This window comes from Paraburkholderia sp. RL17-383-BIF-A, assembly GCF_046028015.1.
In the GTDB taxonomy this organism is placed as follows: domain Bacteria; phylum Pseudomonadota; class Gammaproteobacteria; order Burkholderiales; family Burkholderiaceae; genus Paraburkholderia.
Genome location: NZ_JARESR010000003.1, coordinates 223,112 through 249,133, shown reverse-complemented (window position 1 = coordinate 249,133; position 26,022 = coordinate 223,112). Strand labels below are relative to the sequence as shown.

General features: G+C 63.9%; 22 protein-coding genes. 14 read left to right on the top strand and 8 right to left on the bottom strand.

All coding sequences use genetic code 11. The annotated features are described in order from the left end of the window. The first annotated feature begins 22 nt into the window (after positions 1 to 22). Positions 23 to 1,102, top strand: coding sequence for a biotin synthase BioB (bioB, locus tag P0D71_RS05160; RefSeq protein ID WP_408298488.1), 1,080 nt, complete (start codon positions 23 to 25; stop codon positions 1,100 to 1,102). Between the two features lie 90 nt (positions 1,103 to 1,192). Here bioB and P0D71_RS05155 read toward each other — a convergent pair whose 3' ends face one another. After that, entirely contained in the window at positions 1,193 to 2,218 is a 1,026-nt protein-coding gene (locus P0D71_RS05155) for a sulfate ABC transporter substrate-binding protein (protein ID WP_408479410.1), read from the bottom strand. A gap of 134 nt (positions 2,219 to 2,352) precedes the next feature. Next, positions 2,353 to 2,955 (bottom strand): RBBP9/YdeN family alpha/beta hydrolase, encoded by a 603-nt coding sequence (locus P0D71_RS05150; RefSeq protein WP_408479409.1) that lies wholly within the window; start codon positions 2,953 to 2,955, stop codon positions 2,353 to 2,355. A gap of 358 nt (positions 2,956 to 3,313) precedes the next feature. Between P0D71_RS05150 and P0D71_RS05145 the strand changes: the two genes are divergently transcribed. The 6 genes from P0D71_RS05145 to P0D71_RS05120 all read left to right on the top strand — a co-directional run bounded on the left by P0D71_RS05145 (position 3,314) and on the right by P0D71_RS05120 (position 7,451). After that, entirely contained in the window at positions 3,314 to 4,255 is a 942-nt protein-coding gene (locus P0D71_RS05145; protein ID WP_408479408.1) for a 2-hydroxyacid dehydrogenase, read from the top strand. A gap of 77 nt (positions 4,256 to 4,332) precedes the next feature. Next, a complete protein-coding gene (locus tag P0D71_RS05140; protein ID WP_408479407.1) occupies positions 4,333 to 5,259 on the top strand; it encodes a hydroxymethylglutaryl-CoA lyase in 927 nt (308 codons plus the stop codon). Positions 5,260 to 5,313: 54 nt separating this feature from the next. Next, positions 5,314 to 5,835 carry a YbaK/EbsC family protein gene (locus P0D71_RS05135; RefSeq protein ID WP_408479406.1) on the top strand — a complete coding sequence of 174 codons (522 nt, stop codon included), beginning with the start codon at positions 5,314 to 5,316 and terminating at the stop codon, positions 5,833 to 5,835. A 4-nt stretch (positions 5,836 to 5,839) separates the two neighbouring features. Continuing rightward, entirely contained in the window at positions 5,840 to 6,064 is a 225-nt protein-coding gene (locus P0D71_RS05130; protein ID WP_408479405.1) for a DUF1289 domain-containing protein, read from the top strand. Continuing rightward, on the top strand, positions 6,061 to 6,534 hold the full coding sequence (locus P0D71_RS05125; RefSeq protein ID WP_408479404.1) for a MaoC family dehydratase: 474 nt from the start codon (positions 6,061 to 6,063) through the stop codon (positions 6,532 to 6,534). The genes P0D71_RS05130 and P0D71_RS05125 overlap by 4 nt, the downstream gene beginning before the upstream one ends. Next, on the top strand, positions 6,531 to 7,451 hold the full coding sequence (locus P0D71_RS05120) for an MBL fold metallo-hydrolase (protein WP_408479403.1): 921 nt from the start codon (positions 6,531 to 6,533) through the stop codon (positions 7,449 to 7,451). Before P0D71_RS05125 ends, P0D71_RS05120 begins: the two co-directional genes overlap by 4 nt. Before the next feature lie 334 nt (positions 7,452 to 7,785). Here P0D71_RS05120 and P0D71_RS05115 read toward each other — a convergent pair whose 3' ends face one another. Next, positions 7,786 to 8,685, bottom strand: coding sequence for a DMT family transporter (locus P0D71_RS05115; RefSeq protein ID WP_091796981.1), 900 nt, complete (start codon positions 8,683 to 8,685; stop codon positions 7,786 to 7,788). A gap of 114 nt (positions 8,686 to 8,799) precedes the next feature. Between P0D71_RS05115 and P0D71_RS05110 the strand changes: the two genes are divergently transcribed. Further along, complete coding sequence (locus P0D71_RS05110; RefSeq protein ID WP_408479402.1) at positions 8,800 to 9,270, top strand: Lrp/AsnC family transcriptional regulator; 471 nt, start codon at positions 8,800 to 8,802, stop codon at positions 9,268 to 9,270. Positions 9,271 to 9,322: 52 nt separating this feature from the next. On the opposite strand, the gene P0D71_RS05105 is transcribed toward P0D71_RS05110, so the two are convergent. Further along, positions 9,323 to 10,213, bottom strand: a complete 891-nt coding sequence (locus P0D71_RS05105; RefSeq protein WP_408479401.1) for an alpha/beta fold hydrolase — start codon at positions 10,211 to 10,213, stop codon at positions 9,323 to 9,325. Between the two features lie 285 nt (positions 10,214 to 10,498). On the opposite strand from P0D71_RS05105, the gene P0D71_RS05100 reads away from it, so the two are divergent. Further along, entirely contained in the window at positions 10,499 to 11,458 is a 960-nt protein-coding gene (locus P0D71_RS05100) for an NAD(P)H-dependent flavin oxidoreductase (RefSeq protein ID WP_091796985.1), read from the top strand. Positions 11,459 to 11,583: 125 nt separating this feature from the next. On the opposite strand, the gene P0D71_RS05095 is transcribed toward P0D71_RS05100, so the two are convergent. The 4 genes from P0D71_RS05095 to P0D71_RS05080 all read right to left on the bottom strand — a co-directional run bounded on the left by P0D71_RS05095 (position 11,584) and on the right by P0D71_RS05080 (position 18,823). Then, positions 11,584 to 15,357, bottom strand: a complete 3,774-nt coding sequence (locus P0D71_RS05095) for a methylmalonyl-CoA mutase family protein (protein WP_408479400.1) — start codon at positions 15,355 to 15,357, stop codon at positions 11,584 to 11,586. A gap of 80 nt (positions 15,358 to 15,437) precedes the next feature. Further along, the gene (locus P0D71_RS05090) at positions 15,438 to 16,376 is read right to left on the bottom strand and encodes a LysR family transcriptional regulator (protein WP_091796989.1); all 939 of its coding nucleotides are present in this window, start codon (positions 16,374 to 16,376) and stop codon (positions 15,438 to 15,440) included. A 209-nt stretch (positions 16,377 to 16,585) separates the two neighbouring features. Beyond that, entirely contained in the window at positions 16,586 to 17,671 is a 1,086-nt protein-coding gene (locus P0D71_RS05085; protein ID WP_408343718.1) for a porin, read from the bottom strand. Between the two features lie 609 nt (positions 17,672 to 18,280). Continuing rightward, on the bottom strand, positions 18,281 to 18,823 hold the full coding sequence (locus P0D71_RS05080) for a hypothetical protein (RefSeq protein ID WP_408479453.1): 543 nt from the start codon (positions 18,821 to 18,823) through the stop codon (positions 18,281 to 18,283). A gap of 565 nt (positions 18,824 to 19,388) precedes the next feature. On the opposite strand from P0D71_RS05080, the gene P0D71_RS05075 reads away from it, so the two are divergent. From P0D71_RS05075 to P0D71_RS05055, 5 genes are all read left to right on the top strand, one after another. Beyond that, the gene (locus P0D71_RS05075; RefSeq protein ID WP_091796997.1) at positions 19,389 to 20,417 is read left to right on the top strand and encodes a bile acid:sodium symporter family protein; all 1,029 of its coding nucleotides are present in this window, start codon (positions 19,389 to 19,391) and stop codon (positions 20,415 to 20,417) included. Between the two features lie 339 nt (positions 20,418 to 20,756). Beyond that, positions 20,757 to 22,607 (top strand): EAL domain-containing protein, encoded by a 1,851-nt coding sequence (locus P0D71_RS05070; protein ID WP_408479399.1) that lies wholly within the window; start codon positions 20,757 to 20,759, stop codon positions 22,605 to 22,607. Between the two features lie 195 nt (positions 22,608 to 22,802). Then, positions 22,803 to 23,789: a LacI family DNA-binding transcriptional regulator gene (locus P0D71_RS05065; protein WP_408343722.1), complete on the top strand. Its 987-nt coding sequence runs from the start codon at positions 22,803 to 22,805 to the stop codon at positions 23,787 to 23,789. Further along, complete coding sequence (locus P0D71_RS05060) at positions 23,786 to 25,069, top strand: AGE family epimerase/isomerase (RefSeq protein WP_408479398.1); 1,284 nt, start codon at positions 23,786 to 23,788, stop codon at positions 25,067 to 25,069. The genes P0D71_RS05065 and P0D71_RS05060 overlap by 4 nt, the downstream gene beginning before the upstream one ends. Next, a complete protein-coding gene (locus P0D71_RS05055) occupies positions 25,066 to 25,983 on the top strand; it encodes a carbohydrate kinase family protein (RefSeq protein WP_408479397.1) in 918 nt (305 codons plus the stop codon). The genes P0D71_RS05060 and P0D71_RS05055 overlap by 4 nt, the downstream gene beginning before the upstream one ends. The last annotated feature ends 39 nt before the right edge of the window (positions 25,984 to 26,022 follow it).

Here is a 26,022-nt window from a genome sequence, read left to right as displayed (position 1 = left end):
TCCATCCATGAGGATCGACGACATGACGCAACTGAACATCGCTCCGGCGTCCGCCGATACGGCCGCCGCCAATAACAACGCCGCAGCCGGCACGAAGCAGGTCGCGCGCTGGCGCGTGGCGGACATCGTGGCGTTGTACGAACTGCCGTTCAACGACCTGATGTTCCAGGCGCAGCAAACCCATCGCGAACATTTCGATGCGAATACCGTGCAACTGTCGACGCTGCTGTCGATCAAGACCGGCGGCTGCGAAGAAGATTGCGCGTACTGTCCGCAGTCGGTGCATCACGACACGGGCCTGCAAGCCGACAAACTGATGCCGGTCGACGAAGTGCTCGCCGCCGCGAAGGTCGCCAAGGAAAACGGCGCGACGCGTTTCTGCATGGGCGCCGCATGGCGTAATCCGAAAGACCGTCACCTCGAACCGATCAAGGACATGATCCGCGGCGTGAAGGCGATGGGTCTCGAAACCTGCGTGACGCTCGGCATGCTCGAAACGCATCAGGCGCAAGGGCTGCGCGAAGCAGGCCTCGACTACTACAACCACAATCTCGATACGTCGCCGGAGTTCTACGGCCAGATCATTTCGACGCGTACGTATCAGGATCGCCTCGACACGCTCGAACGCGTGCGCGATGCCGGCATCAACGTGTGCTGCGGCGGGATTGTCGGACTGGGCGAGTCGCGTCGTGAGCGCGCCGGCCTGATCGCGCAACTGGCGAACATGGAGCCGTATCCGGAATCGGTGCCCATCAACAATCTGGTGCAGGTGGAAGGCACGCCGCTGACCGGCACGGAAGCGATCGACCCGTTCGAATTCGTGCGCACGATTGCGATTGCGCGCATCACCATGCCGCGCGCCATGGTGCGTCTGTCGGCGGGCCGCGAGCAGATGAACGAAGCGTTGCAGGCCATGTGCTTCCTCGCCGGCGCGAACTCGATTTTCTATGGCGATCAGTTGCTGACCACGAGCAATCCGCAGGCGGAAGCCGACCGCAAGCTGCTCGAACGACTCGGCATTCGCGCCGAGGCCGCGCAACAAATGCCGCTCGATCAAAGCGGCTGCGAGCATGGCTGCGATAAACACGCTGCGCCGAACTGAGCGCGTGCGCCGCGTGCAATAAAACACGCGCGATAAAAAAGGCTGCCTCGTTTTGTACGAGGCAGCCTTTTTACTTAAGAAGCCGAAGTTTTATTTCTTGTCGACGATGATCTGATCAAACGTCCCGCCATCGGAAAAATGGGTTTGCTGCGCTTTCTGCCAGCTGCCGAACATTTCTTCGACCGTGAACGTCTTGATCGGCTTGAACTCCGCGGCATGCTTCGCGAGCACCGTCTTGTCTCGCGGACGCAGATGATGCTGCGCGATGATTTCCTGCGCGGCCGGCGACCACAGATAGTCGAGGTAGGCCTGCGCCTCTTTGCGCGTGCCGCGCTTGTCGACCACCTTGTCGACGATCGAAACCGGCGGCGCCGCCAGCAGACTCACCGACGGATAGACGGCCTCGAAGTTGCCCCCGCCCACGCCCGTGTCCATCAGCGCCACTTCGTTTTCGAACGTCACCAGCACGTCGCCGATACCGCGCTGCGTGAACGTGGTGGTCGCGCCTCGTCCACCCGTGTCGAGCACCGGCACGTTCTTGAAGATCGCTTTTTCGAAGTCGAGCGCCGGCGCGTCGGTGCCGCCGTGCTGCTTGCGATAACCCCACGCAGCCAGATACGTATAGCGCCCGTTACCCGATGTCTTCGGATTGGCGATCACTACCTGCACGCCGGGCTTGGCGAGATCGTCCCAGTCCTTGATGTGCTTCGGGTTGCCCTTGCGTACGAGGAACACCATCGTCGTGGTGTACGGTGCGCTGTCGTCGGGCAGACGCGCGCGCCAGTTGGCCGGCACCAGTTGGCCTTTCTCGGCGAGCAGGTCGATGTCGTTAGGCTGATTCATCGTCACCACATCGGCCTGCAGGCCTTGCAGCACCGACAGCGCCTGCGCGCTCGACGCGCCGTGCGACTGGCGAATCGACACGGTCTCGCCGCTCTTCTCCTTGTACGCGGCAATGAAGCCGGCGTTGATGTCCTTATACAACTCACGCGTCACGTCGTACGACACATTGAGCAGCGACGCATCCGCGTGCGCCGTCGACACACCCGCCAGCGCGAGCGTGATTGCCGTCATGCCGGCTGCCAGCCAGCGCGATGTCCCCGTCTTGCCTGCCATCCTGTCCCCGCCTATCGTTGATGAAAACCAGTGGCCGCACGAACGCGCGGCATGAAGCGGGATTCTAACGGATCGCTTACTCAGCCAGCGGGCCGTCCGCGCGCCCGGCGATGCACGAACGCCGGCCCGGCCACTCAAACGAACGCGTGCTGTGCGGCGTCGAACGACTCCTCGCGAAAACGCAACGGCGCCGCGCAATGCACCAGCGTGTCGACGAAATACTTCGCGCGCGGCCACGGACCAAATCCGGCCGCGGTGTTGATATGTCCCGCGTCACCGAGATTGACGAACGCACTGCCGAAACGCTGCGCCAGATCGCGTGATCCGGCGAGCGACATCCACGGATCGGTTTCGCTGCCGATCAGAATGGATGGCACGCCGAGACGCCGCGCGTCGAACGGTCCCGCGAAGGCGAACTTCTGCGGACTCGCGGGCGCGACGAACAGCACGCCGATCACGTCGTTCGCGTACGACGCCTGCTGCAGCGCATGCGCGGTCGCGAGGCAGCCGAAGCTATGCGCGGCCAGCACGAACGGCCCGCGCTCGCGCGCCAGCAGATCGCGCAACGATTTGGACCACCGCGCGAGGTCCGGCGCGTCCCAGTCGGCTTGCTCGACGCGCAGCGAGCGCGCGAACTGCCGCTCCAGCCATGTCTGCCAGTGCGCGCGCTCGCTGCCGTGCAGGCCGGGAACGGTGACGAGCCGCGGCGGCCATGTCGATTTGGTGCATGAAAGCATGTGGGTGCCTCGCTGCGGAATTCCGGATAGTGATTGTCTCGCCGGGGCCCGCGTGGGCGAACCAAGTTTTTGTGCTTTGGTTATGGGGCAAATGCGCGAGCAAACGCGCGGGCAAATGGAGCGCCAAACGCTCGTAAGCACCGCCAGATAGAGGTCTCCCGACGGAAAGCGCACCACCAAAACCGCACGCTCGTGCGCAAACGCGCGCAATCCGCGTCGAAAAAGTAGAATGAAGCCTATCCATAAAAGGAGGAGGCCTCATGCCGCACGCGTCGTCCGCAGCATTGCATCTGCCGCATCGGCCGTGTCGTGGCTTCTCCGTCACTCGACTCGACCTCGCAGGCGCCTTCCGGACCGTATGAAAATCCTCTTCTACATGCCGCATGCCGACGCCGCCGCGTGGCTGCACGACTTCGCCCGCGCGCTGCCGGAGGCCGATCTGCGTGAATGGCAGCCGGGCGATACCGCGCCCGCCGATTTCGCGGTGGTGTGGCGGCCGCCGCGCGAGATGCTGGCCGGCCGCGACGATCTGCGCGCCATCTTCAATCTCGGCGCTGGCGTCGACGCGATCCTCGCGCTGGAACACGAACAGCCCGGCACGTTGCCGCGCAACGCGCAGTTGATCCGCCTCGAAGACACCGGCATGGCGCTGCAAATGGCCGAGTACGTCACGCATGCGGTGCTGCGCTATCTGCGTCGCTTCGACGAATATCAGACGCAGCAAAACGAGCGCCGCTGGGAAGTGCTGGAGCCGCATCCGCGCGAAAGTTTTACCGTCGGCGTGTTGGGACTCGGCGTGCTCGGCGCGCATGTCGCACAGGCGGTGGCGGCATTCGGCATGCCGGTGCGCGGTTACAGCCGCAGCCCGCGGCAGATCGACGGCATCGCAACGTTCGCCGGAGAAGCGCAATTCGACGCGTTTCTCGACGGTGTAAAAGTGCTGGTGAATCTACTGCCGCATACGCCTGAAACTGGCGACGTGCTGAACGCGCGCACCTTCGCGAGGCTTGCGCGCGGCGCGTATCTGATCAATGTGGCGCGCGGCGGACATCTGGTCGAACCGGACCTGCTCGACGCGCTCGCGAGCGGCCAGATCGCCGCCGCCACGCTCGACGTGTTTCGCGAAGAACCGCTGCCGGCGGATCATCTGTTCTGGCAGGAGCCGCGCATCACGATTACGCCGCATGTCTCGGCTTTGACGTTGCGCGAAGAAAGCGTCGCTCAGGTCGCGAGGAAGATCACCGCGCTGGTAGGCGGCGCTACCGTCAGCGGCGTGGTGGATATCGAACGTGGATACTGAACATATCGGGTCCCGTTGAAGGAGCGCCGCCCTATCTGGCGGCGACCGGTTGCATGGGACCGCATAGGAGACACATCATGGCACTGCCCCAGCAAGTGAAAATCGTCGAAGTCGGTCCGCGTGACGGACTGCAGAACGAAAAAGAGTTCGTCCCCACCGCGACCAAGATCGAGTTGGTCAACCGTCTGTCAGCGGCGGGCTTCCGTAACGTCGAGGCCGCTTCGTTCGTGTCGCCGAAATGGGTGCCGCAAATGGCGGACGGCGCGGACGTGATGGCCGGCATCGAACGGCGCCCCGGCACGATCTACTCGGTGCTGACGCCCAACCTGCGCGGCTTCGAAGGCGCGCTCGCCGCGCGTGCGGACGAGATCGTGATTTTCGGCGCCGCCAGCGAAGCGTTCTCGCAGAAAAACATCAACTGCAGCATCGCGGAAAGCATCGACCGGTTTGCGCCCGTCGCGCAGGCGGCCAAGCAGCACGGCCTGCGGATTCGCGGCAGCGTGTCGTGCGCGCTGGGTTGTCCGTATCAGGGCGAAGTGCCGGTGGCGTCGGTGGTGGATGTCGTCGAGCGCTTCGCGGCGCTCGGTTGCGACGAAATCGATATCGCCGACACGATCGGCGTCGGCACACCCAGGCGCACGCGTGAAGTGTTCGAAGCGGTCACCCGGGTGTTTCCGCGCGAGCGTCTGTCGGGCCACTTTCACGACACCTATGGTCAGGCGCTCGCCAACATCTACGCGGCGTTGCTGGAAGGCATCGAGATCTATCACGCGTCGGTGGCGGGCCTCGGCGGTTGTCCGTATGCAAAGGGCGCGACCGGCAACGTCGCGACCGAAGACGTGCTGTATCTGATGAAAGGGCTCGGCATCGAAACCGGCATCGAACTCGCGCAAGTCGTGGCCATCGGCGATTTCATCTCCACGTCGATCGGCCGGCCCAACGTTTCGCGCGCCGGTAAAGCGCTGCTCGCCAAGGCGCGCAGCGAAGCGGCCAATTGCGTCTGACGCTTGCTCGACGCATGCGCTCAATACTCATGCAAACCATCAGGACCTGAAACGATGACGGACCACGCTTCCCTCGAATCCGACGATCTCAGCGCGCTGCCCGACTCGGCACGCCGCGTCGCGCTGCTGTTGCGCGAACGCGGTCACGCGGGCCGCATCGTGATGCTGCCGGAAACCGGCAAGACATCCGCCGAAGCCGCCGCCGGACTCGGCTGCTCGGTCGCGCAGATCGCCAAATCGATCCTGTTTCGCCGCCGTGAAGACGATGCGCCGGTATTGGTGGTGGCGAGCGGCGCGAATCGTGTCGACGAAAAAAAGGTCGCCGCGCAGGTCGGCGAAATCGGCCGCGCGGATGCGAAGTTCGTCCGCGAAAAAACCGGCTATGCGATTGGCGGCGTCTGTCCGATCGGTCACGCCACCGAACCGGTCACGCTGATCGACGCCGATCTGCTCGAACTCGACAGCCTGTGGGCCGCTGCGGGCCATCCGCATGCGGTGTTCAATCTGACGGCGCAGGAACTGATCGCGCTGACGGGCGCGCCGGTGATCGACGTGGCGCTGCGCGAGACGGCGTGACGACATGACAGCAGGCCTCGATACCGAAGACGACCACGCCGTGCCGTCGCCTTGCATCAGCGTGTGCAGGATGGATGCATCGACCGGCTGGTGCGAAGGATGCCTGCGCACCATCGACGAAATCGCCGGCTGGTCGTCGTTCGACGACGACGCGAAGCGCGCGGTCTGGGACGCGATCGAGTCGCGCCACGTGGAATTCATGGCGAGCCTGCCAAAGGAGCAGCGATGAACGCCGCGCCGCGCATCGTCACGATCGGCGAGACGTTCAGTTCGACGTTGGTGCTATCGGCGGAGTCGGTGAAATCGTTTGCATCGCTCGTCAACGACCACAATCCGTTGCATCACGACGAAGCGTATGCGGCGCAGAGCCGCTTCGGCGGCCTGATCGCGTCCGGCACACAACCCACCGCGCATTTCATGGCGCTGCTGGCGACGCATTACTCGGCCTACGCGCAACCGCTTGGTCTCGAGTTCGATATCAAGCTGAAGAAAGCCGTCCATGCGAACGACACGCTCACCATCAGTTGGCGGGTGAAGCACGCTTACTGGAAACCGAGCCTGAACGGCGATCTGACGCACCTCGAAGGCACGGTCGTGAATCAGCGCGGCGAGCTCATGTTGATCGGTTCGTCGACCATTCTCGTCATGCCGAAACCCGAAGCCGCCGCTCATGCGAGCGCGACGCCCCACTCAGCATGATCACGCTGCCGGAATCGATTCGCGTCTTCGAACGCGGCTGGCTATCGTCGAACAACGTGCTATTGGTGGACGACGCATGCACGGCGCTCATCGATACCGGCTATGCCACGCACGCGCCGCAAACGGTCTCGCTCGTGCGGCAAGCGCTAGGCACGCGGCTGCTCGATCTGATCGTCAACACGCATCTGCACTCGGACCACTGTGGCGGCAATGCGCTCCTGCAAGCGACGTGGCCATGCCGCACCGTGATTCCCGCCTCGGAAGCCGATGCCGTGCGCGACTGGGACGAGGCACGCCTCACGTTTCGCGCCACCGGCCAGAACTGCGAGCGCTTCGGCTTCACTGGAACGATTGCACCCGGCGCACAGTTGCGGCTCGGCGCGCTCGACTGGGACGTGCTCGGCGCGCCCGGCCACGATCCGCATTCGCTGATGCTCTACTGCGCGGGCGAGCGCATCCTGATCAGCGCGGATGCGCTGTGGGAAAACAGCTTCGGCGTGATCTTTCCCGAACTGGAGGGCGAGAGCGGATTCGCCGAGGAGCAGGCCGTACTGGAAGCCATTGCGAAGCTCGACGTGCGCCTCGTCATTCCCGGTCATGGCGCACCCTTCACGAATGTCGAACAGGCGCTTGAACGCGCTTTCTCGCGGTTGGCGTGGCTGCGTGCCGATCCCGCGCGCAACGCAAAGAATGCGTTGAAGGTGCTGATCGTGTTCAAGCTGCTCGAAGTCCGCGCAATGCGCTTCGACACGTTGCTGCACATGCTCGACGACGCCGCCGTGATGCGCGCCGCCGCGTCGATGCTCAAGCCGCGCGGCGAGTGGCCCGCGCTGGTGAAAGAGATCGTGGAGGAACTGGCGGCGAGAAATGGGCCGCTGGAAGTGGATGGTGAGCGCATTGTCGCGCGTGCGTCGTGACGTGACGTGGAGCGCGCCGCCGCCGACAGGCAGCGCGAGATGCTCGAACCGTCGGTACAAAAAGAAAGCCGCTCAACCATGACTGGCGAGCGGCGGAAATTCTGTCGGACGTGATCAGCGTCAAGTCGCATGATACGCGTGCCGGTTTTTTGGCCGCATCAGTGATTTCCCTACAGAAGTTTGACGCGCGCTTTTAAAGCGGCATACACGTCACACTACAAAACCCCGTAGTCGTGCAGCTTTCGAAACATTAGTCCGCTCATACGAACAATCCCGGCGCCCAGTTACTCTGGAATCCATAGCATTACCGCACGCTGCAACGACACAATATCTGTCATGTCGACGACAGGCGCTTGTGCGGCACGATCCGCCAGCCGAGATTGACGCCCGCGGCAGCCAACAGAATCAGCAGCGCGCCGAGCACCTGAATCCACGCCAGCGTTTGCCCGAACGCAACCCGATCGACAATGATCGCCACCACCGGATAGATAAACGAGAGCGCGCCGGTCATTGAAGTCGGCAGCTTCTGGATCGCTCCATACAGCAGCACGTACATGAGCCCGGTATTGACGATGCCGAGCACGACCAGTTCGAGCCACTGCACACCGCTTGTGGGCAGCGCGTCGAAGCGCACGAACGGCGCGAGCATCAGCACGCCGAGCGACACCTGGATCAACGCGATCAGATGCGGCGGCGTCCCTTTGAGCCGCTTCGTGATGATCGACGACACGGCATACATGGCCGCCGCGCCCACCGCATACGCGACGCCGACCAGGTATTGCCCCGGCACCGCCAACACCGCCGGCTCGACCCTCACGACGAACACGAGGCCGATAAACGCAACCACCAGCCAGACCACGGTCGACGGGCTGATGCGCTCGCGAAACACCAGGGCGCCGAGCGCCACCAGCATGAACGGCTGCGTGTTATAGACGGCCGTGGCCATCGAGATCGACGCGCGCGAATACGCGGCGAACAGCAGCACCCAGTTGATGACGATCGCCGCCCCGCCGAGCAAGGCGAGGCCGAGCATCTTCCACGAGAAGAGCTGGCGCCGGAACAAACCCAGCACCGCACAGACGAGCGCCAGCGTCGCGCCGCCGAAAATGCAGCGGAAAAACACGACATTGAACGGGCCTTGCTGCGACGACACCACGAGCCAGCCGATGGTGCCGGACATCAGCATGGCCATGGTCATTTCCGCGGCTCCGCGGCGAATTTCGTTTGACGCCATGATTCAATCCTCGAATTGATTCCTGCACGACCAGCAGTGTAATTAATCCGATCGCCTGAATACATGGCTAAACTTAAGCGCAACTGCGATGAAACCTAATAATCGAAGGCCGTTATGACCAAACGCCTTACTCCCTCGGCACCTGCCCCACTCGATGAGACGGACCGCGCACTACTCGCCGCGCTGGCAGAAGACGCCCGTCAGCCGGTCAGCGAACTGGCGCGTCTGGTCGGACTGTCGGCGCCGAGTACGGCGGAGCGCGTGCGCAGGCTCGAAGCGCAAGGCGTGATCGAGCGCTTTACGGTGCACATCGATCCGCGCGCCCTCGGCTACACGTTGCAGGCCATCGTGCGCGTGAAGCCGCTGCCCGGTCAGTTGCATCTCGTGGAAGAAGTGATCCGGCGGATTCCGGAGTTCGTCGAGTGCGACAAGGTGACGGGCGACGATTGTTTCATCTGCCGCCTGTACCTCCACTCGATCGAGCAGCTCGACGAAATTCTGACGAAAGTCGCCGAGCGCGCGGAGACCAGCTCCGCCATCGTCAAGTCGACACCGGTCGCGCGCCGCTTGCCTCCGCTCGGTTAGACGAAGCGCGCGTGCGTGTACGCGGCGGAACGAAGGGAACGAAGCGGCTGAGTTACTGTTCGACCGCTTCGAAGAAGGACAGCATTTCGGCGACCAGTTCGCTCGACGCTTCCTCGGGGATGTAATGCCCGCAAGGCAACGCGCGGCCACTCACGTCGCGCGCCACATGGCGCCATTCCGCCAGCGCGTCAAAGCACTTCTCGATCACACCCTTGTCGCCCCACAGCACGCGCAGCGGACAGCCGATCTTGTAACCTCGTTCGATATCGGCCCGGTCGTGCTCCAGGTCGATGCTCGCCGACGCGCGGTAGTCCTCGCACATCGCGTGCACGGCGCCCGGTTCGGCCAGCGCCGACCGATAGGCGTCGAGCGCGGCGGGCTCGAACGGCGCCAGACCCGCGTGACGGCTGCCCATCACCGCGTCGACATAGGCCGTCGGGTTCGCGCCGATCAGCGTCTCGGGCAGCGGCTCCGGCTGGATCAGGAAGAACCAGTGGAAATAGTGCGTCGCAAAGGCGCGGTCGGTGGCTTCGTACATCGCGAGCGTCGGCGCGATATCGAGCAGCATCAGACGCTCGACGGCGTCGCTGTGGTCGAGCGCCATGCGGTGCGCAACGCGCGCGCCGCGATCGTGGGCGCACACGAGAAAACGTTCGAAGCCGAAATGACGCATCACGGCAACCTGATCGGCGGCCATTGCGCGCTTGGAATACGGCGTGTGCGTGGCGTCGCTCGGCGGCTTGCCCGATGCGCCGTAGCCGCGCAGGTCGGTTGCGATGACGGTGAAATGTTCGGCCAGTTGCGCGGCGCACTTTTGCCAGATCAGATGCGACTGCGGATGACCGTGCAGCAGCAGAAGAGGCGGCCCCGCTCCGCCCTTCACTCCGAAAATATCGACATCGCCCACGGCGACGCGAAAAGGCGTGAAATTCTCGAAGGCCATGGCGTCTCTCTCTTTTGTGATTTGGAGTCACTGCATTGTAGAAGCCCAATATGACCGCGCGAGGTGGGACAGCCCACGCAAGCATAGAACCTGAACACTCCTTCCAACTGTTCCAAACGCAGCGACCGGACGCAAGCACGGCGCTTCGCCTATAATCGAACGACCGTTCTTAAATATTCGGGTGGCTGCGGCAGATAAAAGCACCGCAAGCCATGTGCCGCTAAACTCATTCATCGCCGGGCGCGCAACGACGCACCGGTCCGCTCAAATCAGGAGACTCGCACTATGGCATTGCCCGCCGTTCTGCAAAAACTTGCGCTGCCCGTCGTCGCCTCGCCGATGTTCATCGTCAGCTATCCCGAACTCGTCCTGGCCCAATGCAAGGCGGGGATCGTCGGCTCGTTCCCCGCGCTGAATGCCCGCCCGGCCGAGTTGCTCGACGAATGGCTCACGCAGATCCAGACGCAGCTCGCCGAGCACAAGGCGGCCAACCCCGATGCGATCATCGGGCCGATAGCGGTCAACCAGATCGTCCATCAGTCGAATACGCGGCTCGAACACGACGTGCGCGTGTGCGTCGAACACAAGGTGCCGATCTTCATCACGAGCCTGCGGGCGCCGGCGCGGGAAATCGTCGACGCCGTGCATAGTTACGGCGGCATCGTGCTGCACGATGTGATCAATCTGCGGCATGCGCAGAAGGCGCTGGAAGCGGGCGTCGACGGACTGATCCTGGTGGCCTCCGGCGCGGGCGGCCATGCGGGTACGACCTCGCCGTTCGCGCTGGTCGGCGAAGTGCGGCGCATGTTCGACGGCCCGATCGTGCTGTCGGGCTCGATCGCCAACGGCGGCTCGATTCTCGCCGCGCAGGCCATGGGCGCGGACCTCGCCTACATGGGCACGCGCTTCATCGCGACCAAGGAAGCTCACGCGGTGGACAGCTACAAGCAGGCGATCGTCAATTCCACGGCGTCCGACATCATCTATACGAACCTGTTCACCGGCGTGCACGGCAACTACATCCGCGAAAGTATCGTGAACGCGGGGCTGGACCCGGACGCGCTGCCGGAATCGGACAAGACCAAGATGAACTTCGGCAGCGACAAGGCGAAGGCGTGGAAAGACATCTGGGGCGCGGGCCAGGGCGTCGGCCTGATGGACGACGTGCCGAGCGTGAGCGAACTGGTGCAGCGTCTCACGAAGGAATATAACGACGCGAAGGCGCGGCTGGGGATTGCGCGCTGAGCGTCCCATTGGAGCGCCTCGGCTGAGGCGCCGGATCTGAGGAGATTTCGCTGCGGCCGCGCCTCAGGCCCGCGCCTCAGGCCCGACCGTCGGGCCGAGCCGCAGCGATCGCCGCGCAGCAAGACTCACATGTTGCGGCGATACTGCCCGCCCACTTCAAACAACGCGTGCGTAATCTGCCCAAGCGAGCAGACACGCACGACGTCCATCAGCACCGCGAACACGTTTTGATCGTCGATCACCGCGCGCTTGAGGCGTTCGAGCGCGGCAGGCGCCGCTTCGCGATGCTGCGCCTGGAATGCATGCAGACGGTGCAACTGGCTCTGTTTTTCGTCGTCGGTGGAGCGGGCTAGCGCGATCGGCTGCGGCGCCTCATGCGGATGCGCGCTCAAAAACGTATTCACGCCGACGATCGGATACGAACCGTCATGCTTGCGATGTTCGTACAGCATCGACTCGTCCTGGATGCGTCCACGCTGATAGCCCGTTTCCATCGCGCCCAGCACGCCGCCGCGCTCGGTCAACCGGTCGAATTCGGCCAGCACCGCCTCTTCCACCAGGTCAGTCAGTTCCTCGATCACGAAGCTGCCCTGATTCGGATTCTGATTCTTCGCGAGCCCCCATTCACGGTTGATGATCAACTGGATCGCCACCGCGCGGCGCACCGACTCTTCCGTGGGCGTGGTGATCGCTTCGTCGAAGGCATTCGTGTGCAGCGAGTTGCAGTTGTCGTAAATCGCGATCAGCGCTTGCAGCGTGGTGCGGATATCGTTGAAGTCGATCTCCTGCGCGTGCAGGCTGCGGCCCGACGTCTGCACGTGATACTTGAGCTTCTGGCTGCGTTCGTTCGCGCCGTAGCGCTCGCGCATGGCAACGGCCCAGATGCGTCGCGCGACGCGGCCCAGCACCGTGTATTCCGGGTCCATGCCGTTCGAAAAGAAAAACGACAGATTCGGCGCGAAGTCGTCGATCGACATGCCGCGGGCGAGATAGGCCTCGACATAGGTGAAGCCGTTCGCGAGCGTGTACGCGAGCTGCGAAATCGGGTTCGCGCCGGCTTCGGCGATGTGATAGCCGGAGATCGACACCGAATAGAAATTGCGCACGCCGTGCTCGACGAAGTACGCCTGAATATCGCCCATCACCTTCAGGCTGAATTCGGTCGAGAAGATGCAGGTGTTCTGGCCTTGGTCTTCCTTCAGGATGTCGGCCTGCACGGTGCCGCGCACGTTTTCCAGCGCCGCGCGGCGCGTCGCGGCGAGTTCGTCGTCCGTGAGCGGGCGGCCTTGCTGTTGCGTCATGCGCGCGATCTGCTGATCGATCGCGACGTTGAAGAACATCGCAAGAATGGTCGGCGCCGGGCCGTTGATCGTCATGGAAACCGAGGTTTCCGGCGCGCACAGGTCGAATCCGTCGTAGAGCGTCTTCATATCGTCGAGCGTCGCCACCGAAACGCCCGAATTGCCCACCTTACCGTAGATGTCGGGGCGCTCGTGCGGCTCTTCTCCGTAGAGCGTGACCGAATCGAACGCGGTGGACAGACGCTTGGCCGGCATGCCTTCCGAGAGCAGTTTGAAGCGACGATTGGTGCGTTGCGGATCGCCTTCGCCGGCGAACATCCGCGTCGGGTCTTCGTTTTCGCGGCGGAACGGGAACACGCCGGCGGTGAAGGGAAAGTAACCGGGCAGATTGTCGAGCATCAGCCAGCGCAGGATCTCGCCGTGGTCGACGAATTTCGGCAGCGAGACTTTGCGCACTTCCGAGCCGGACAGCGTCGTGACGGTGAGCGCGGTGCGGATTTCGCGGTCGCGAATGCGGACGATGTGTTCGGTGCCCGAATAGGCGGCGACGGTTTGCGGCCAGGTGTCGAGGAGGATGCGCTCGCGTTCGCCGAGTGCCGCGGTGCGTTGGGTGATCAGGGTGTCGAGTTGGGAGAGATTCTGGTTGCCGGTGGCGGTGGGTGTGGTCGTTTCTGGGCTTGCGGTTGAGGTTGAGTTCGCAGGCGCGTTTGTGCCTGAAACGGCGTTTGTGCTTGGATCATTGGTTGCACCTGCGGCGGAACCTGAGCTCGCAACTGCAACTCCACGTGCAGCCGCCCCCGCCTCCCCGAGCATCCTGCGCGCCTCGACAAGTTGCCAGCGCTCGCGCGCCACGCGTGCTTGCGCGTCGGCGCGCTCGCGATAAGCGTGAACCGTCTGCGCAATATCCGCCAGGTAACGCACCCGCGTCGGCGGCACGATGGCGTTGCGGCCGCTCGAAAACCGCAGGCCTTTGGGCGCTGCCAGACGGCCGCCGCCCACACGCAAGCCGTGCCTGCGCAGCGCTTCGGCGACGTGCAGGTACAGCGCGGTCACGCCGTCATCGTTAAAGCGCGAGGCGATCGTGCCGAACACCGGCATCGCTTCGGGCGACTTCGCGAAATCGCCGCGATTGCGCTGCACCTGCTTGGCGACGTCACGCAACGCGTCCGGTGCGCCTTTGCGATCGAACTTGTTGATCGCGACGAAGCCGGCAAAATCGAGCATGTCGATCTTCTCCAACTGGCTGGCCGCGCCGAACTCCGGCGTCATCACATACAGCGATTCGTCGACGAACGGCACGATCGCCGCGTCGCCCTGACCGATGCCGGACGTTTCGACGACGATCAGATCGAAGCCCGCCGCCTTGCACAGCATCAGCGCGTCGGGCAATGCGGCGGAGATTTCGCTCGACGCTTCGCGCGTCGCCATCGATCGCATGTACACGCGCGCGCCGCCACCCCAGTCGCCGATAGCGTTCATGCGGATGCGGTCGCCCAGCAGCGCGCCGCCGGACTTGCGGCGCGACGGGTCGATGGCGAGCACGGCGATGGTGAGCGCGTCGCCGTAGTCGAGGCGAAAGCGGCGGATCAGTTCATCGGTGAGCGACGACTTGCCGGCGCCGCCTGTCCCGGTAATGCCGAGGACGGGAATCGCGGTTGCTTTGGCCACGGCGGACAGTTTTTCGCGCGAGGCGGCGTCGATGGCGGCCGTTTCGAATGCGCTGATGAGTTGGGCGAGTCGGCGGAAAGCGAGGGATGTTGGGTTGGGGGTGGTGTTGGCCGTGTTGGCCGTGTTGGCCGTGTTGGCCGTGCTGGCCGTGCTGGCCGTGCTGGCCGTGCTGGCCGTGCTGGCCGTGTTGGCCGTGCTGGCCGTGCTGGCCGTGCTGGCCGTGCTGGCCGTGCTGGCCGTGTTGGCCGTGTTGGCCGTGTTGGCCGTGTTGGCCGTGTTGGCCGTGTCGGCCGTGTCGGCCGTGTTGGCCCTGCCCGCTTGAATCGCCTTGCTGGCTGAATCGCGCGCGGCTGCCGCGTGATCCTCTGCGGCAGCATCGTCATGCGAATCAGAACGCGGCAGCCCATGCTCCGAAAGCTCGGCCACCCACGCGCCAACCGGACTCACCTCACTCGCCGCCGCGCGCGCCCCTTCAGCGCAGCGCGCGATCATATCGTCGATCATGCCTTGCAGACCAAGCCGCTGGCCGTCCTGCGGCGAATAGATCTTCTCGACGCCGTAGCGCTCGAGTTCGGCGATTTCTTCCGGGACGATCACCCCACCGCCGCCGCCGAATACCTTGATGCGCTCGCCGCCGCGTGCGCGCAGCAGGTCGACCAGATAGCGGAAGTATTCGTTGTGACCGCCCTGGTAGCTCGACACGGCGACGCCGTCGGCGTCCTCGTGCAGCGCGGCGGTGGCGACTTCATCGACGGAGCGGTTATGGCCGAGGTGAATCACCTCGACACCGCTCGCCTGAAGAATGCGCCGCATGATGTTGATCGACGCATCGTGGCCATCGAACAACGCAGCCGCCGTGACAAAGCGCAATCGCCGGCCCGCGGGCAGCTTGTGGCTGCCGATGCGCTGCGGCGTGGACAGATCGGTCATGTCTCCCCCAGATCGTTACGCGTATGGGTGCTGCACCCAGTATAGCGAAACGGGTCGCGGCGCTTGACCGGCCCACGCGCCTACCGCACCGCCAGCGCCTTGATCTGTTCGAGCGACGGCCACAGCGACTCGTTCGCGAACCGTTCGGCGAGGAAGTCGACAAACGAGCGCACCTTCGCCGACAGATGCCGCCGGCTCGCGTAGACCACATGAATAGGCAACTCGCGCGGCGGAACATCGTCCACCAGCAGCGGCACGAGACGCCCCGCGGCCAGATCGTCGCCGATCACTTCGGTGCCGAGCATCGCGATGCCCGCGCCCTGCAGCACGATCACGCGTTGCGCTTCCAGATGGTTGACGATGAGGTTGCCCGTCAGGCGCACGCGCGTCGAAGCGTCACCGGCGGCAGGCGCGATTTCGAGCGCCGACACGCCCGCGTATTGCAGATAGTTGTGACGCGCCAGATCGGCGACGGTCTTCGGCGTGCCGTGCCGCTTCAGATAGGCAGGCGACGCGCACAGCACGAGATGCGCGGTCGCGATCTGCCGCGCAATCAACGAAGACGACTTGAGCCCGCTCGGCGAAGCCCGGATCGCGACATCGAAACCTTCGTCGATCAACTCGACCACCCGGTCGGACAGCGTCATATCGACGGTGACCTGCGGATACTGCGCGGCATAGTCGGCCACCGCGGCCATCACGTGGCTCAAGCCGAATGCCGACAGCGACGATACCCGCAAGCGCCCCTGCGGCACGACGCTCGCCGCGCCGACCACCTGTTCGGCCTCCTCGAGTTCGGTGAGCACCTGGCTCAGACGCTCGTAATATTCGCGGCCCGCCTCAGTCGGCGCGACCCGCCGCGTGGTGCGGTTGAGCAGCCGCGCGCCGAGTTGCTGTTCGAGATGCATCACGTGCTTGCTCGCCATGGCCGCCGACATCTCCATCCGTTCGGCCGCGCCGACAAAGCTGCCGACTTCGACCACATGGCGGAACACTTTCATGCTGACGAGGGTATCCATCTCAATCGCTCACTTCAGGAATCAATCGGTGTCATTTTGCCTGGTTTATCAAAAGATGGTCAGCAAAACGGCGTCGTGAGCCATAAGAAGCGGAGCCCAAAAGCAAAAAAACCCGCCTTCCAAAGAAGGCGGGCTTGGGAGATCAAGCTCGATGCAGCCGCTGCCGCGCGACACCAGCAAGGAGGCGTCGCGCAGCCGGCCCGGAGCGCTTAGAACTTCGCGCGCAGGCCGACGCCGTAGGTGTTGCCGCTCGACTGGCTGGTGATGTGATCGTACAGATACGCCGCATAGATATCCGTGCGCTTGGACAGCGGATAGTCGTAGCCGATCGCAGCCGTTTGACGGGTCTGGTCGAAGCCGCCGCCGTCGCGCGAGTAGGCGTACGACGCCATCACCGTGCCCGGGCCGAACGGGACCGAAGCGCCGCCCTGCGCCGTGTTCACGTGCCAGCTCGTGACCTGCTGGTCGTTGTACGTGTACATGTACTGGCCGAAGAACTTCACGAACTTCAGGTCGTACGACAGGCCGAGTTGCGCGACGCTCTGGCTCTTCAGGCCGGGAACGCCCGAGGTGCTGAAGCTGCCGAGGTCGCTCGGCACGTTGTTGAAGTTCACGTACTGGTAGACAGCCGTTGCCGCGAACGGGCCGTGGAAGTACAGCACCTGGCCGCTCCACTTCTTCGCGCCGTTCTCGGTCGTGTTGCCGAGCGCGTACATGGCCGACGCCGACAGGCCGTTGAAGTTCGGCGACGAATACTGCACCGCGTTGCTCCAGCCGGAGTCACCCGTCACGCCCTGGTCTGTCGAGTACGTCGGGAACGTGCCCAAGCCGAGGTACGTGTGATAGACCATCGGCGAGAACACGTACGAGTCGATGAACGGGTTGAACAGAATCGTCGACACGAACAGCGGCGTCGTCAGACGGCCCGCGGTCACCGTGCCGTAGGGCGATTCGATACCGACGTACGCGTTACGCGAGAACATCGTGTCGCCCGTGAAGCGGCCATACTGGCCGTTCTGCGCAAGGAAGAAGCCTTCCAGCGCGAAGATCGCCTTGTAGCCGTTGCCCAGATCCTCCGCCCCCTTCAGGCCCCAGTACGAGGTCGACATGCCGCCACCCGAGACTTGCACGGAAGTCTTGCCGCCCGGAAATTTCTGCGCGCCGACCCATTCGTCGACCTGACCGTAGAGCTGGACGCTCGATTGCGCAAAAGCAGACGATGCACTGGCCAGCAGAGCGGCACACGCGGTTGCCTTGAGGGTGGTCTTCAGCGCACTGCTGATGCTTGATTTCATGGGTTCTCCTGTCTTTGTCAAAAGGGGTGTGGCTGTGCGAAAGGGCAGGCTCGCGCGAACCATTGTTGTTGTCCGTTCGATCATCGAGCCAATCTGGGCGGGACCATCTTTGCGGACCATTTTTATGAACAAAAATATCGTTGGTTATTGCGGGTATATCGGACTGATTAGTTTTATCGTTTATCGGCCTGATAAGGCCTTGGCGGACAGTGCGTTCGCGGTGCTGCCGCAGACTCCGTAGCGGCGCGCAAAACGTTACCGACACTAGGCCCGACCGCGTGATAACTCCTCAGATGACATGCGGATGACGCGCCGCCGCATAAACGACCAAATTTGACGACGAGAGGGGGTGTGCTGCCGAGTGTTTTCAAAAAAGTGTGGCGTCGAAACGTCACATGGCGCGCAGCCTTGGGGCGCGGGGCAGCGGCAGGTCGCTGCGCAGCGGTTGGAAAGGCGGGAGGTGGTTAAGCCGGAAAGTGATTCGGCCGAAAGATGGTTCGGCCGAGAGACGGTTCAGCCGAGAAGTTTCAGCCGAGAAGTTTCAGCCGAAAGAGGTTCAGCGGAGAAGTACTTCAGCCCGCGCCGCGAACAAAGACGACCGCGCATGGCCTAGTTACGGTACGGCGAGCCTTCTGGCTGACGTGGGTCGTCCGCCTGGCGCGGCATGGCGCGCGAAGAACCGCGCTCCTCGTTATAGCGGGCAACGTCGGCTCGAATCGAGCCGGCGCGAACCGGCGCATTGACCGGTGGCCGCGGCACGCCGCGCGACTCGGCGCTCACCGGCGTGATGGCACCGGCGTATTGCATGCCGCCGCGGCCGTCGCCGGCGTAACCGGCCGGTCCGGCCACCCGGCGCATGTCCGGCCTGTAGACGCCAAACCCGTCGCCGTAATTTCCGCCCGCGAAACTTGCTCCACCATGCGGTAGATGCGCATTGCGGTCCGTATTCGTATTGCGGGCCGACGCTGCAGCGGCGCCATTAAAACGGCCGCCGTTATGCAGGTCGCCGCGTACGCCATGATTGGCAGAGGCACGCGAATAGCCGCCACCGCCGAAATGCGGCATGCCTGGCGCTTTCGCATAGGCGAACGAGCACAGCGCAGCGATAACCGCGCCCCACGCCCATTGCCTCGTTCTCGACAACCCGTCCACCCAGTGACTCTCATGCCCGAAGACTTGCCTGAAGCCCACCGTTCGAGCTGCGACGGACTTGTTTTGGGACTGGCACGGGCGCTGCGACAGACATCGCGGCGCGGGACATCCCGACGGCCTTTGAACCGTAATTTATGGGTGCCGGCAAAGGGTGTCGAGCCAAAAAGTGTTAGGCCTCGGCCGCGGATGTAACACCTTGTTACTGCGACGTTTTTTTGCGACAGAGCGCTTGCGCGAAAGCCCTGAAACCGCTTGCTTTCAAGACCTTAGCGAGATAGCGGAGGAGCTTTTGCGTATGACGAATCACAGTCTAGTTTTCGACCCGATTGTCAAAAGTGGATGGACCAAATAGAAGTCCTCGCCAATACTGAAACACAGCTTGCAGGACCGTCCGAATTTTCTGGAACATGCACTGCAATGCGCAACACTCATTAATCGATTCGGCAAATGAATTTGCTTTTTCAATCGAAAATCAACAACAATAGCCGTTTTCCATAAGCTGGAACGGCGCCTTCATGCGCGCGGCCAGCCGCGCTTTTCCGCGTCACCGAATCGAGATTCCGACATGGCTCGCCCGAAACTGCTTCCCGACAACTTCACCTTATGCCTCGTCGGCACGGTGATCCTTGCCAGCTTCCTGCCGGTTCACGGGCAGGCCGCCGTCGGGTTCAACTGGGTGACGAACGTGGCGGTCGGCCTGCTGTTCTTCCTGCACGGCGCCAAGCTTTCACGCGAAGCGATCATTGCGGGCGCGACGCATTGGCGCCTGCACGCCGTAGTGCTGCTCAGCACGTTCGCGCTCTTTCCGCTGCTCGGCCTCGCGCTTAAGCCGCTCCTTTCGCCACTTGTCACGCCGTCGCTCTATGCGGGGATCCTCTTCCTCTGCACGCTGCCGTCTACGGTTCAGTCGTCGATCGCGTTCACCTCTATCGCCAAAGGCAACGTGCCGGCTGCCGTATGCAGCGCGTCGGCCTCGAGCCTGCTTGGCATCTTCATCACGCCCGCGCTCGTCAGCCTCGTCATCGCCAATCAGGCGGCCGGGAGCGGCGCTTCGCCGTGGCACACGGTCGGCAACATCGTGCTGCAACTTCTGGTGCCGTTCGTGGCCGGGCAGTTGCTGCGGCCGCTGATCGGCAAGTGGATCGAGCGCAATCGCGGCGTGCTGAAGTTCGTGGACCAGGGCTCGATCCTGCTGGTGGTGTACGGCGCGTTCAGCGAGGCCGTTACCGAAGGCCTGTGGCACCAGATTCCGCTCTCCGCACTCGCCGGCCTGCTGCTGGTTTGTGTCGTACTGCTTGCTCTCGCCCTTGGCGTGACGATTTTCGTCAGCAAGCGGCTCGGCTTTAGCCGTGCGGATCAGATCACGATCATCTTCTGCGGTTCGAAGAAAAGCCTGGCCGCCGGCGTGCCGATGGCCAAGGTGATTTTCGCCTCGCATGCGGTGGGCGCCGTGGTCTTGCCGCTGATGCTGTTCCACCAGATCCAGCTGATGGTGTGCGCCGCGCTCGCGCAGCGCTGGGGCGCGCGCGACACCAGCGGCGAGACCCACGCCGCCTCGCGCGAGCGGACCGCCGCCGCCGTCGCGCGCCGGTGAATACGCGCGCAATGCAAACAGGACATTCATAAGCGCCCTCCCTGAGCGTCATTTGAAGAAAGCCGCCTCGCGCGGCTTTTTTGTTATTTCACGCGCAAACGCGGCGGCTGTCGCCTCGACCGGATGGCATAGGCGAACTCCTGGCAACGCGGATCGCGCCGACGCAGGCGGCAGCAGGCATGGAAAGACGAACCCGCACGCCCGCGCAGACTCAACCCAAACGCACCCGCACCCGCACCCGCACCCGCACCACCCCGGTGCAACGCTTCACTAAAAGTTCACTTAATTACGCTCAGGTCCAGCCGATAAGCCAAAGGTCGATCGCTACGCCTACCTGCCATGCAACCTCGCTCGCCCTCCCGATCCGCCGCGCCGCGCATCGAGGAGTTGATCGCCCGGCGCGACCTGTCCGCCGTTTTCCAGCCCATCATCGATTTCGAAGACGGCGCGATCCTCGGCTATGAAGGGCTGATCCGCGGCCCGGCCGGCACGCCGCTCGAAGCGCCGTTCGCCCTGTTTGCGCAAGCGCTCGCCGAAGGCTGCACGATCGAGCTCGAGCGCGCCGCCGCGCGCACCTGCATCGAAGCGTTCGCGCGGCTCGATTTCGACGGCAAGCTGTTTCTGAATTTCAGCGCGGGCGCAATGCGTCAGCTGGCCGAGGCGCGCGACGACACGCTCGCGCTGCTGCGTCATCGCGGCGTGGATCCGCAACGGATTGTGGTCGAGTTGACCGAGCAAAGCACGATTCTGGACGTGGGCAGTTTCCTGCCAGTGATCACGAGCCTGCGCACAACCGGCGCGCAATTCGCGCTCGACGATTACGGCACCGCGAACGCCAGCATGAACCTCTGGGTGCGGCTGCAACCGGACGTCGTGAAGATCGATCGCTTCTTCATTCACGACATTGCCTGCGATCCGCTCAAGTTCGAAGCCGTACGCGCGATGCAACACTTCGCCAGTGCAAGCGGCGCGCGGCTCGTGGCCGAGGGCATCGAAAACGAAGCGGATCTGATCGTGGTGCGCGACATGGGGATTGGCTGCGGGCAGGGCTTTTTCTTCGGCCGTCCGCACGCGCAACCGGCCCGCAAGGTGACCGACGACGCTCGTGACGCGCTGCGCGCCGGCCACATCGCCGTATTTCCCGAGACCACGCGCACGCTGAGCAGCGCTTCGCCTTCGGGTGGCATGGCGTCGGCGAAGATGCTGGTGCACGCGCCCGCGCTGCCGCGCCAGGCGACCAACAACGACGTGCTCGAACTGTTCAACCGCCTGCCCGACCTGCACGCGGTCGCGGTGGTCGAGCACGACGAGCCGGTCGCGCTGATCAACCGCCGCAGCTTCATGGGTCGCTACGCGCTGCCGTATCACCGCGAGCTGTTCGGCAAGCGCCCTTGCCTGCTGTTCGCCAATGCATCGCCGGTGATCATCGAGAAATCGATGACGGTCGAGCAGATGGCCCAGCTTCTCGCGAGCGACGATCAGCGCTATCTCGCCGACGGCTTCGTCATCACCGACAACGGCAAGTACGCCGGCCTCGGCACCGGCGAAAATCTCGTGCGCGCGGTGACCGAGGTGCGTATCGAAGCCGCCCGCTATGCGAACCCGTTGACCTTCCTGCCGGGCAACATCCCGATCAGTTCGCACATTGCCCGCCTGCTCGGCAACGACGCCGGTTTCTACGCCTGCTACGTCGATCTGAACCACTTCAAGCCGTTCAACGATCAGTACGGCTACTGGCAAGGCGACGAAGTGCTGAAATTCGCCGCCGTCGTGCTTGCCGACGTATGCGACCCGACCCGCGATTTCCTCGGGCACGTGGGCGGCGACGACTTCCTGATCCTGTTCCAAAGCGAAGACTGGCGCGAACGCGTGCTGCGCGCGATCCACGTGTTCAACGAAGGAGCGCAGCGCTTTTATGCGCCGGCTGACCGGCTAGCGGGCGGCATACACGGCGAGGACCGGCGCGGCAATACCACCTTCTTCGGTTTTGTGACGATGGCGATCGGCTGCGTGCGCGTCGAGCCAGGCGACGGACCGTCGCTCTATAGCAGCGAGGAAATTGCCTCCGTGGCGGCACTCGCCAAGCGGCGCGCGAAGCACGAAGCCAGCGGTTTCGTGCTGATCGACGCCGACGAAAGCGTGTCGCTGCTGCGCGGACAGGGCGAAGTCACGCCTGTGCTGCCTGAGTGAACAGGTAGCCCAAACAACATTACCCGAGTATTGTTTAGCTTGTTTTACTAAACAACATATTTCAGGCCAACACCATTATCTACGGGTATTTCCGGGTGTGGATCGAAGGTTTTCCGGGCTGATCTAGGGCAGTTTTACTATACAATCGCCCGAACCCAAACACCGTGTGGCCGCCACCAGCGGCCGCCTGATTCGATGGCCACAACCATCCGCGACGTCGCCCGCGCGGCCAGCGTGTCGATCGGCACCGTCTCACGCGCACTGAAGAACCAGCCGGGCCTGTCCGAGGCCACCCGCGAGCGCGTCGTCGAAGCGGCGCGCAAGCTCGGCTATGACGCCGCCCAGCTGCGTCCGCGCATTCGCCGCCTCACGTTCCTGCTGCACCGTCAGCACAACAATTTCGCCGTCAGCCCGTTCTTTTCGCATGTGCTGCACGGCGTGGAAGACGCCTGCCGCGAACGCGGCATCGTGCCCTCCGTACTGACCGCCGGTCCCACCGAAGACGTGATCCAGCAGATGCGCCTGCACGCCCCGGATGCGGTGGCAATTGCCGGTTTCGTCGAACCGGAAACGCTGGCCACGCTGGTGGCGATGCAACGCCCGCTCGTACTGATCGACCTGTGGGCGCCCGGCATGCGCTCGGTGAATCTCGACAACGCCGCGGGCGCCACGCTCGCCATGCGGCACCTGTTTGAACAGCAGCGCAAGCGCGTCGCGTTTATCGGCGGTTCGCTCGCGCACTTCAGCATCGCGCAGCGGGCGCTCGGCTACCGGCGCGCGTTTTTCGAAGCGGGCTTGCTGTTCGACCCGTCGCTGGAAGTGACTATCGACGCCGGCCTCGACCCCGACAGCGGCGCGGCGCGCGCGATGCATCAGCTGCTCGACGCGCCGGGCCCGCGCCCCGACGCCGTGTTCGCCTACAACGACGCCGCCGCGCTCGCCGCGCTGCGCGCCTGTCTCGCGCGCGGCCTGCGCGTGCCCGAGGACATCGCCATCATCGGTTTCGACGACATTCCCGCCGCCGCGCATGCCACGCCGCCGCTGTCCACCATCTCGGTCGACAAGGAAGCGCTCGGCCGGCGCGGCGTCGAGCTTCTGCTTGAAGACGCACCTGCCGAACTGGAAGTCCGCCTGCCCGTTCATCTCATTGCCCGTGCCAGTACTTTGGTGAAAACGCCATGACGCAATCCGATCCGCTTCACCCCGCTAACGGCGCCGTTGCGGTGCCGCCCGTCGAGAGCTTTCGCAAGCGCGACTTTCTGCTCTCGCATGTGCAGGACACGTTGCGCTTTTACGCGCCGAACGTGTTCGATCCGAGCGGCGGCTTTTTCCATTTCTTCCGCGACGACGGTTCGGTCTACGACAAAACCACACGGCATCTGGTGAGCAGTTGCCGCTACGTCTTCAATTACGCGATGGCGTATCGCCAATTCGGCGACCCGCAGCATCTCGAATACGCGCGCCACGGTTTGCAGTTCCTGCGCGAGGCACATTGGGACGCCCAGCACGAAGGCTACGACTGGGAACTCGAATGGCACGACGGCAAGAAGCGCACGCTCGACGCGACGCGCCACTGCTACGGCCTCGCGTTCGTCCTGCTCGCCTATTCGCATGCGGCGATGGCCGGCATCGAGGAAGCGAAGCCGATGATCGGCGCGACCTTCGAGTTGATGGAACACCGCTTCTGGGACGCCGCCGCGGGCCTCTATGCGGACGAAGCATCGCCCGAATGGCGGGTCAGTTCGTACCGCGGGCAGAACGCGAACATGCACACCACCGAGGCGCTGCTCGCCGCGCACGAAGCGACCGGCCATCTCGTCTACCTGGATCGCGCCGAACGGGTGGCGTCGAATATCACGCTGCGTCAGGCAAAGTTGTCGCAAGGGCTGGTGTGGGAGCACTTTCACGCGGACTGGTCGGTCGACTGGCACTACAACGAGGAAGACAGCTCGAACATTTTCCGGCCGTGGGGTTTCCAGCCGGGGCATCAAACCGAATGGGCCAAGCTGCTGCTGATTCTCGAGCGCTTCCGTCCGTTGCCATGGCTGCTGCCACGCGCCATCGAACTGTTCGACACCGCCATGACGCACGCCTGGGATGAAGACCACGGCGGCCTCTATTACGGCTTCGGTCCCGACGGCACCGTGTGCGACCACGACAAATATTTCTGGGTGCAGGCGGAGACCTTCGCGACCGCCGCGCTGCTCGGCAAGCGCACCGGCAACGAACGCTTCTGGGACTGGTACGACGAGATCTGGCGCTATAGCTGGGCGCATTTCGTCGATCACAAGTATGGCGCGTGGTATCGCATCCTCACGTGCGACAACCGCAAGTACAGCGACGAAAAAAGTCCCGCCGGCAAGACCGACTATCACACCATGGGCGCGTGCTACGAAGTACTGGCCCACGCGCTGCCCGATGGCGCGGCCACGGCGTCCGAATCCGCGGAGCAGACAACATGAGCAACCCCAACGCGAATAGCGAATTCCCCCTCTTCGTCTCGGCCGGCGACATTCTCACCGATCTCGTGCGCACCGGCCCTTCGCAATGGCTGTCGCGCCCCGGCGGCGCCGGCTGGAACGTGGCGCGCTGCGTGGCGCGGCTCGGCCTGCCCACTGCGTGCGCCGGATCGTTAGGCGTCGACAATTTCTCCGATGAGCTGTGGAACGCGAGCGTGGCCGCGGGGCTCGACATGCGTTTCATGCAGCGCGTGGAACGCCCGCCGTTGCTCGCGATCGTGCATCAGACGCATCCGCCCGCGTACTTCTTCATGGGCGAGAACAGCGCCGATCTGGCCTTCGATCCGGCGAAACTGCCGGCGGGCTGGGCGAGCCATGTGAAGTGGGCGCACTTCGGCTGCATCAGCCTCGTGCGGCAGCCGATCGGCGACACGCTCGCCACGCTTGCCGCCGAGTTGCGTTCGCAAGGCGTGAAGATCAGCTTCGATCCGAACTACCGGAATCTGATGGAGCACGGCTATGAACCCACGCTGCGCAAAATGGCCGCGCTCGCCGATCTGATCAAGGTGTCGGACGAAGACTTGCGCCTGCTGTTCAAAACCGACGACGAAGCCAGCGCACTTGCGCAGCTGCAGGCCATGAATCCCGCCGCCACCGTGCTGGTCACACGCGGGCCGGAGAGCGCCATGTTGATCGACGGCGCGATGGTGACCGAGGCGCGGCCGCCGCGCGTCGAGGTGGTCGACACGGTCGGCGCGGGCGATGCGTCGATCGGCGGCCTGCTGTTCAGCCTGATGACCGCGCCGCAGCGCGCGTGGCCGGAGCACCTCGCGTTCGCGCTGGCCGCCGGCGCGGCTGCGTGCCGCCACGCCGGCGCGCACGCGCCGTCGCTCGATGAAGTCGTGGCGCTCCTGTAATCCGCTTGCCTTGTGCGGCGCGCATTGTCACTGGCAGCG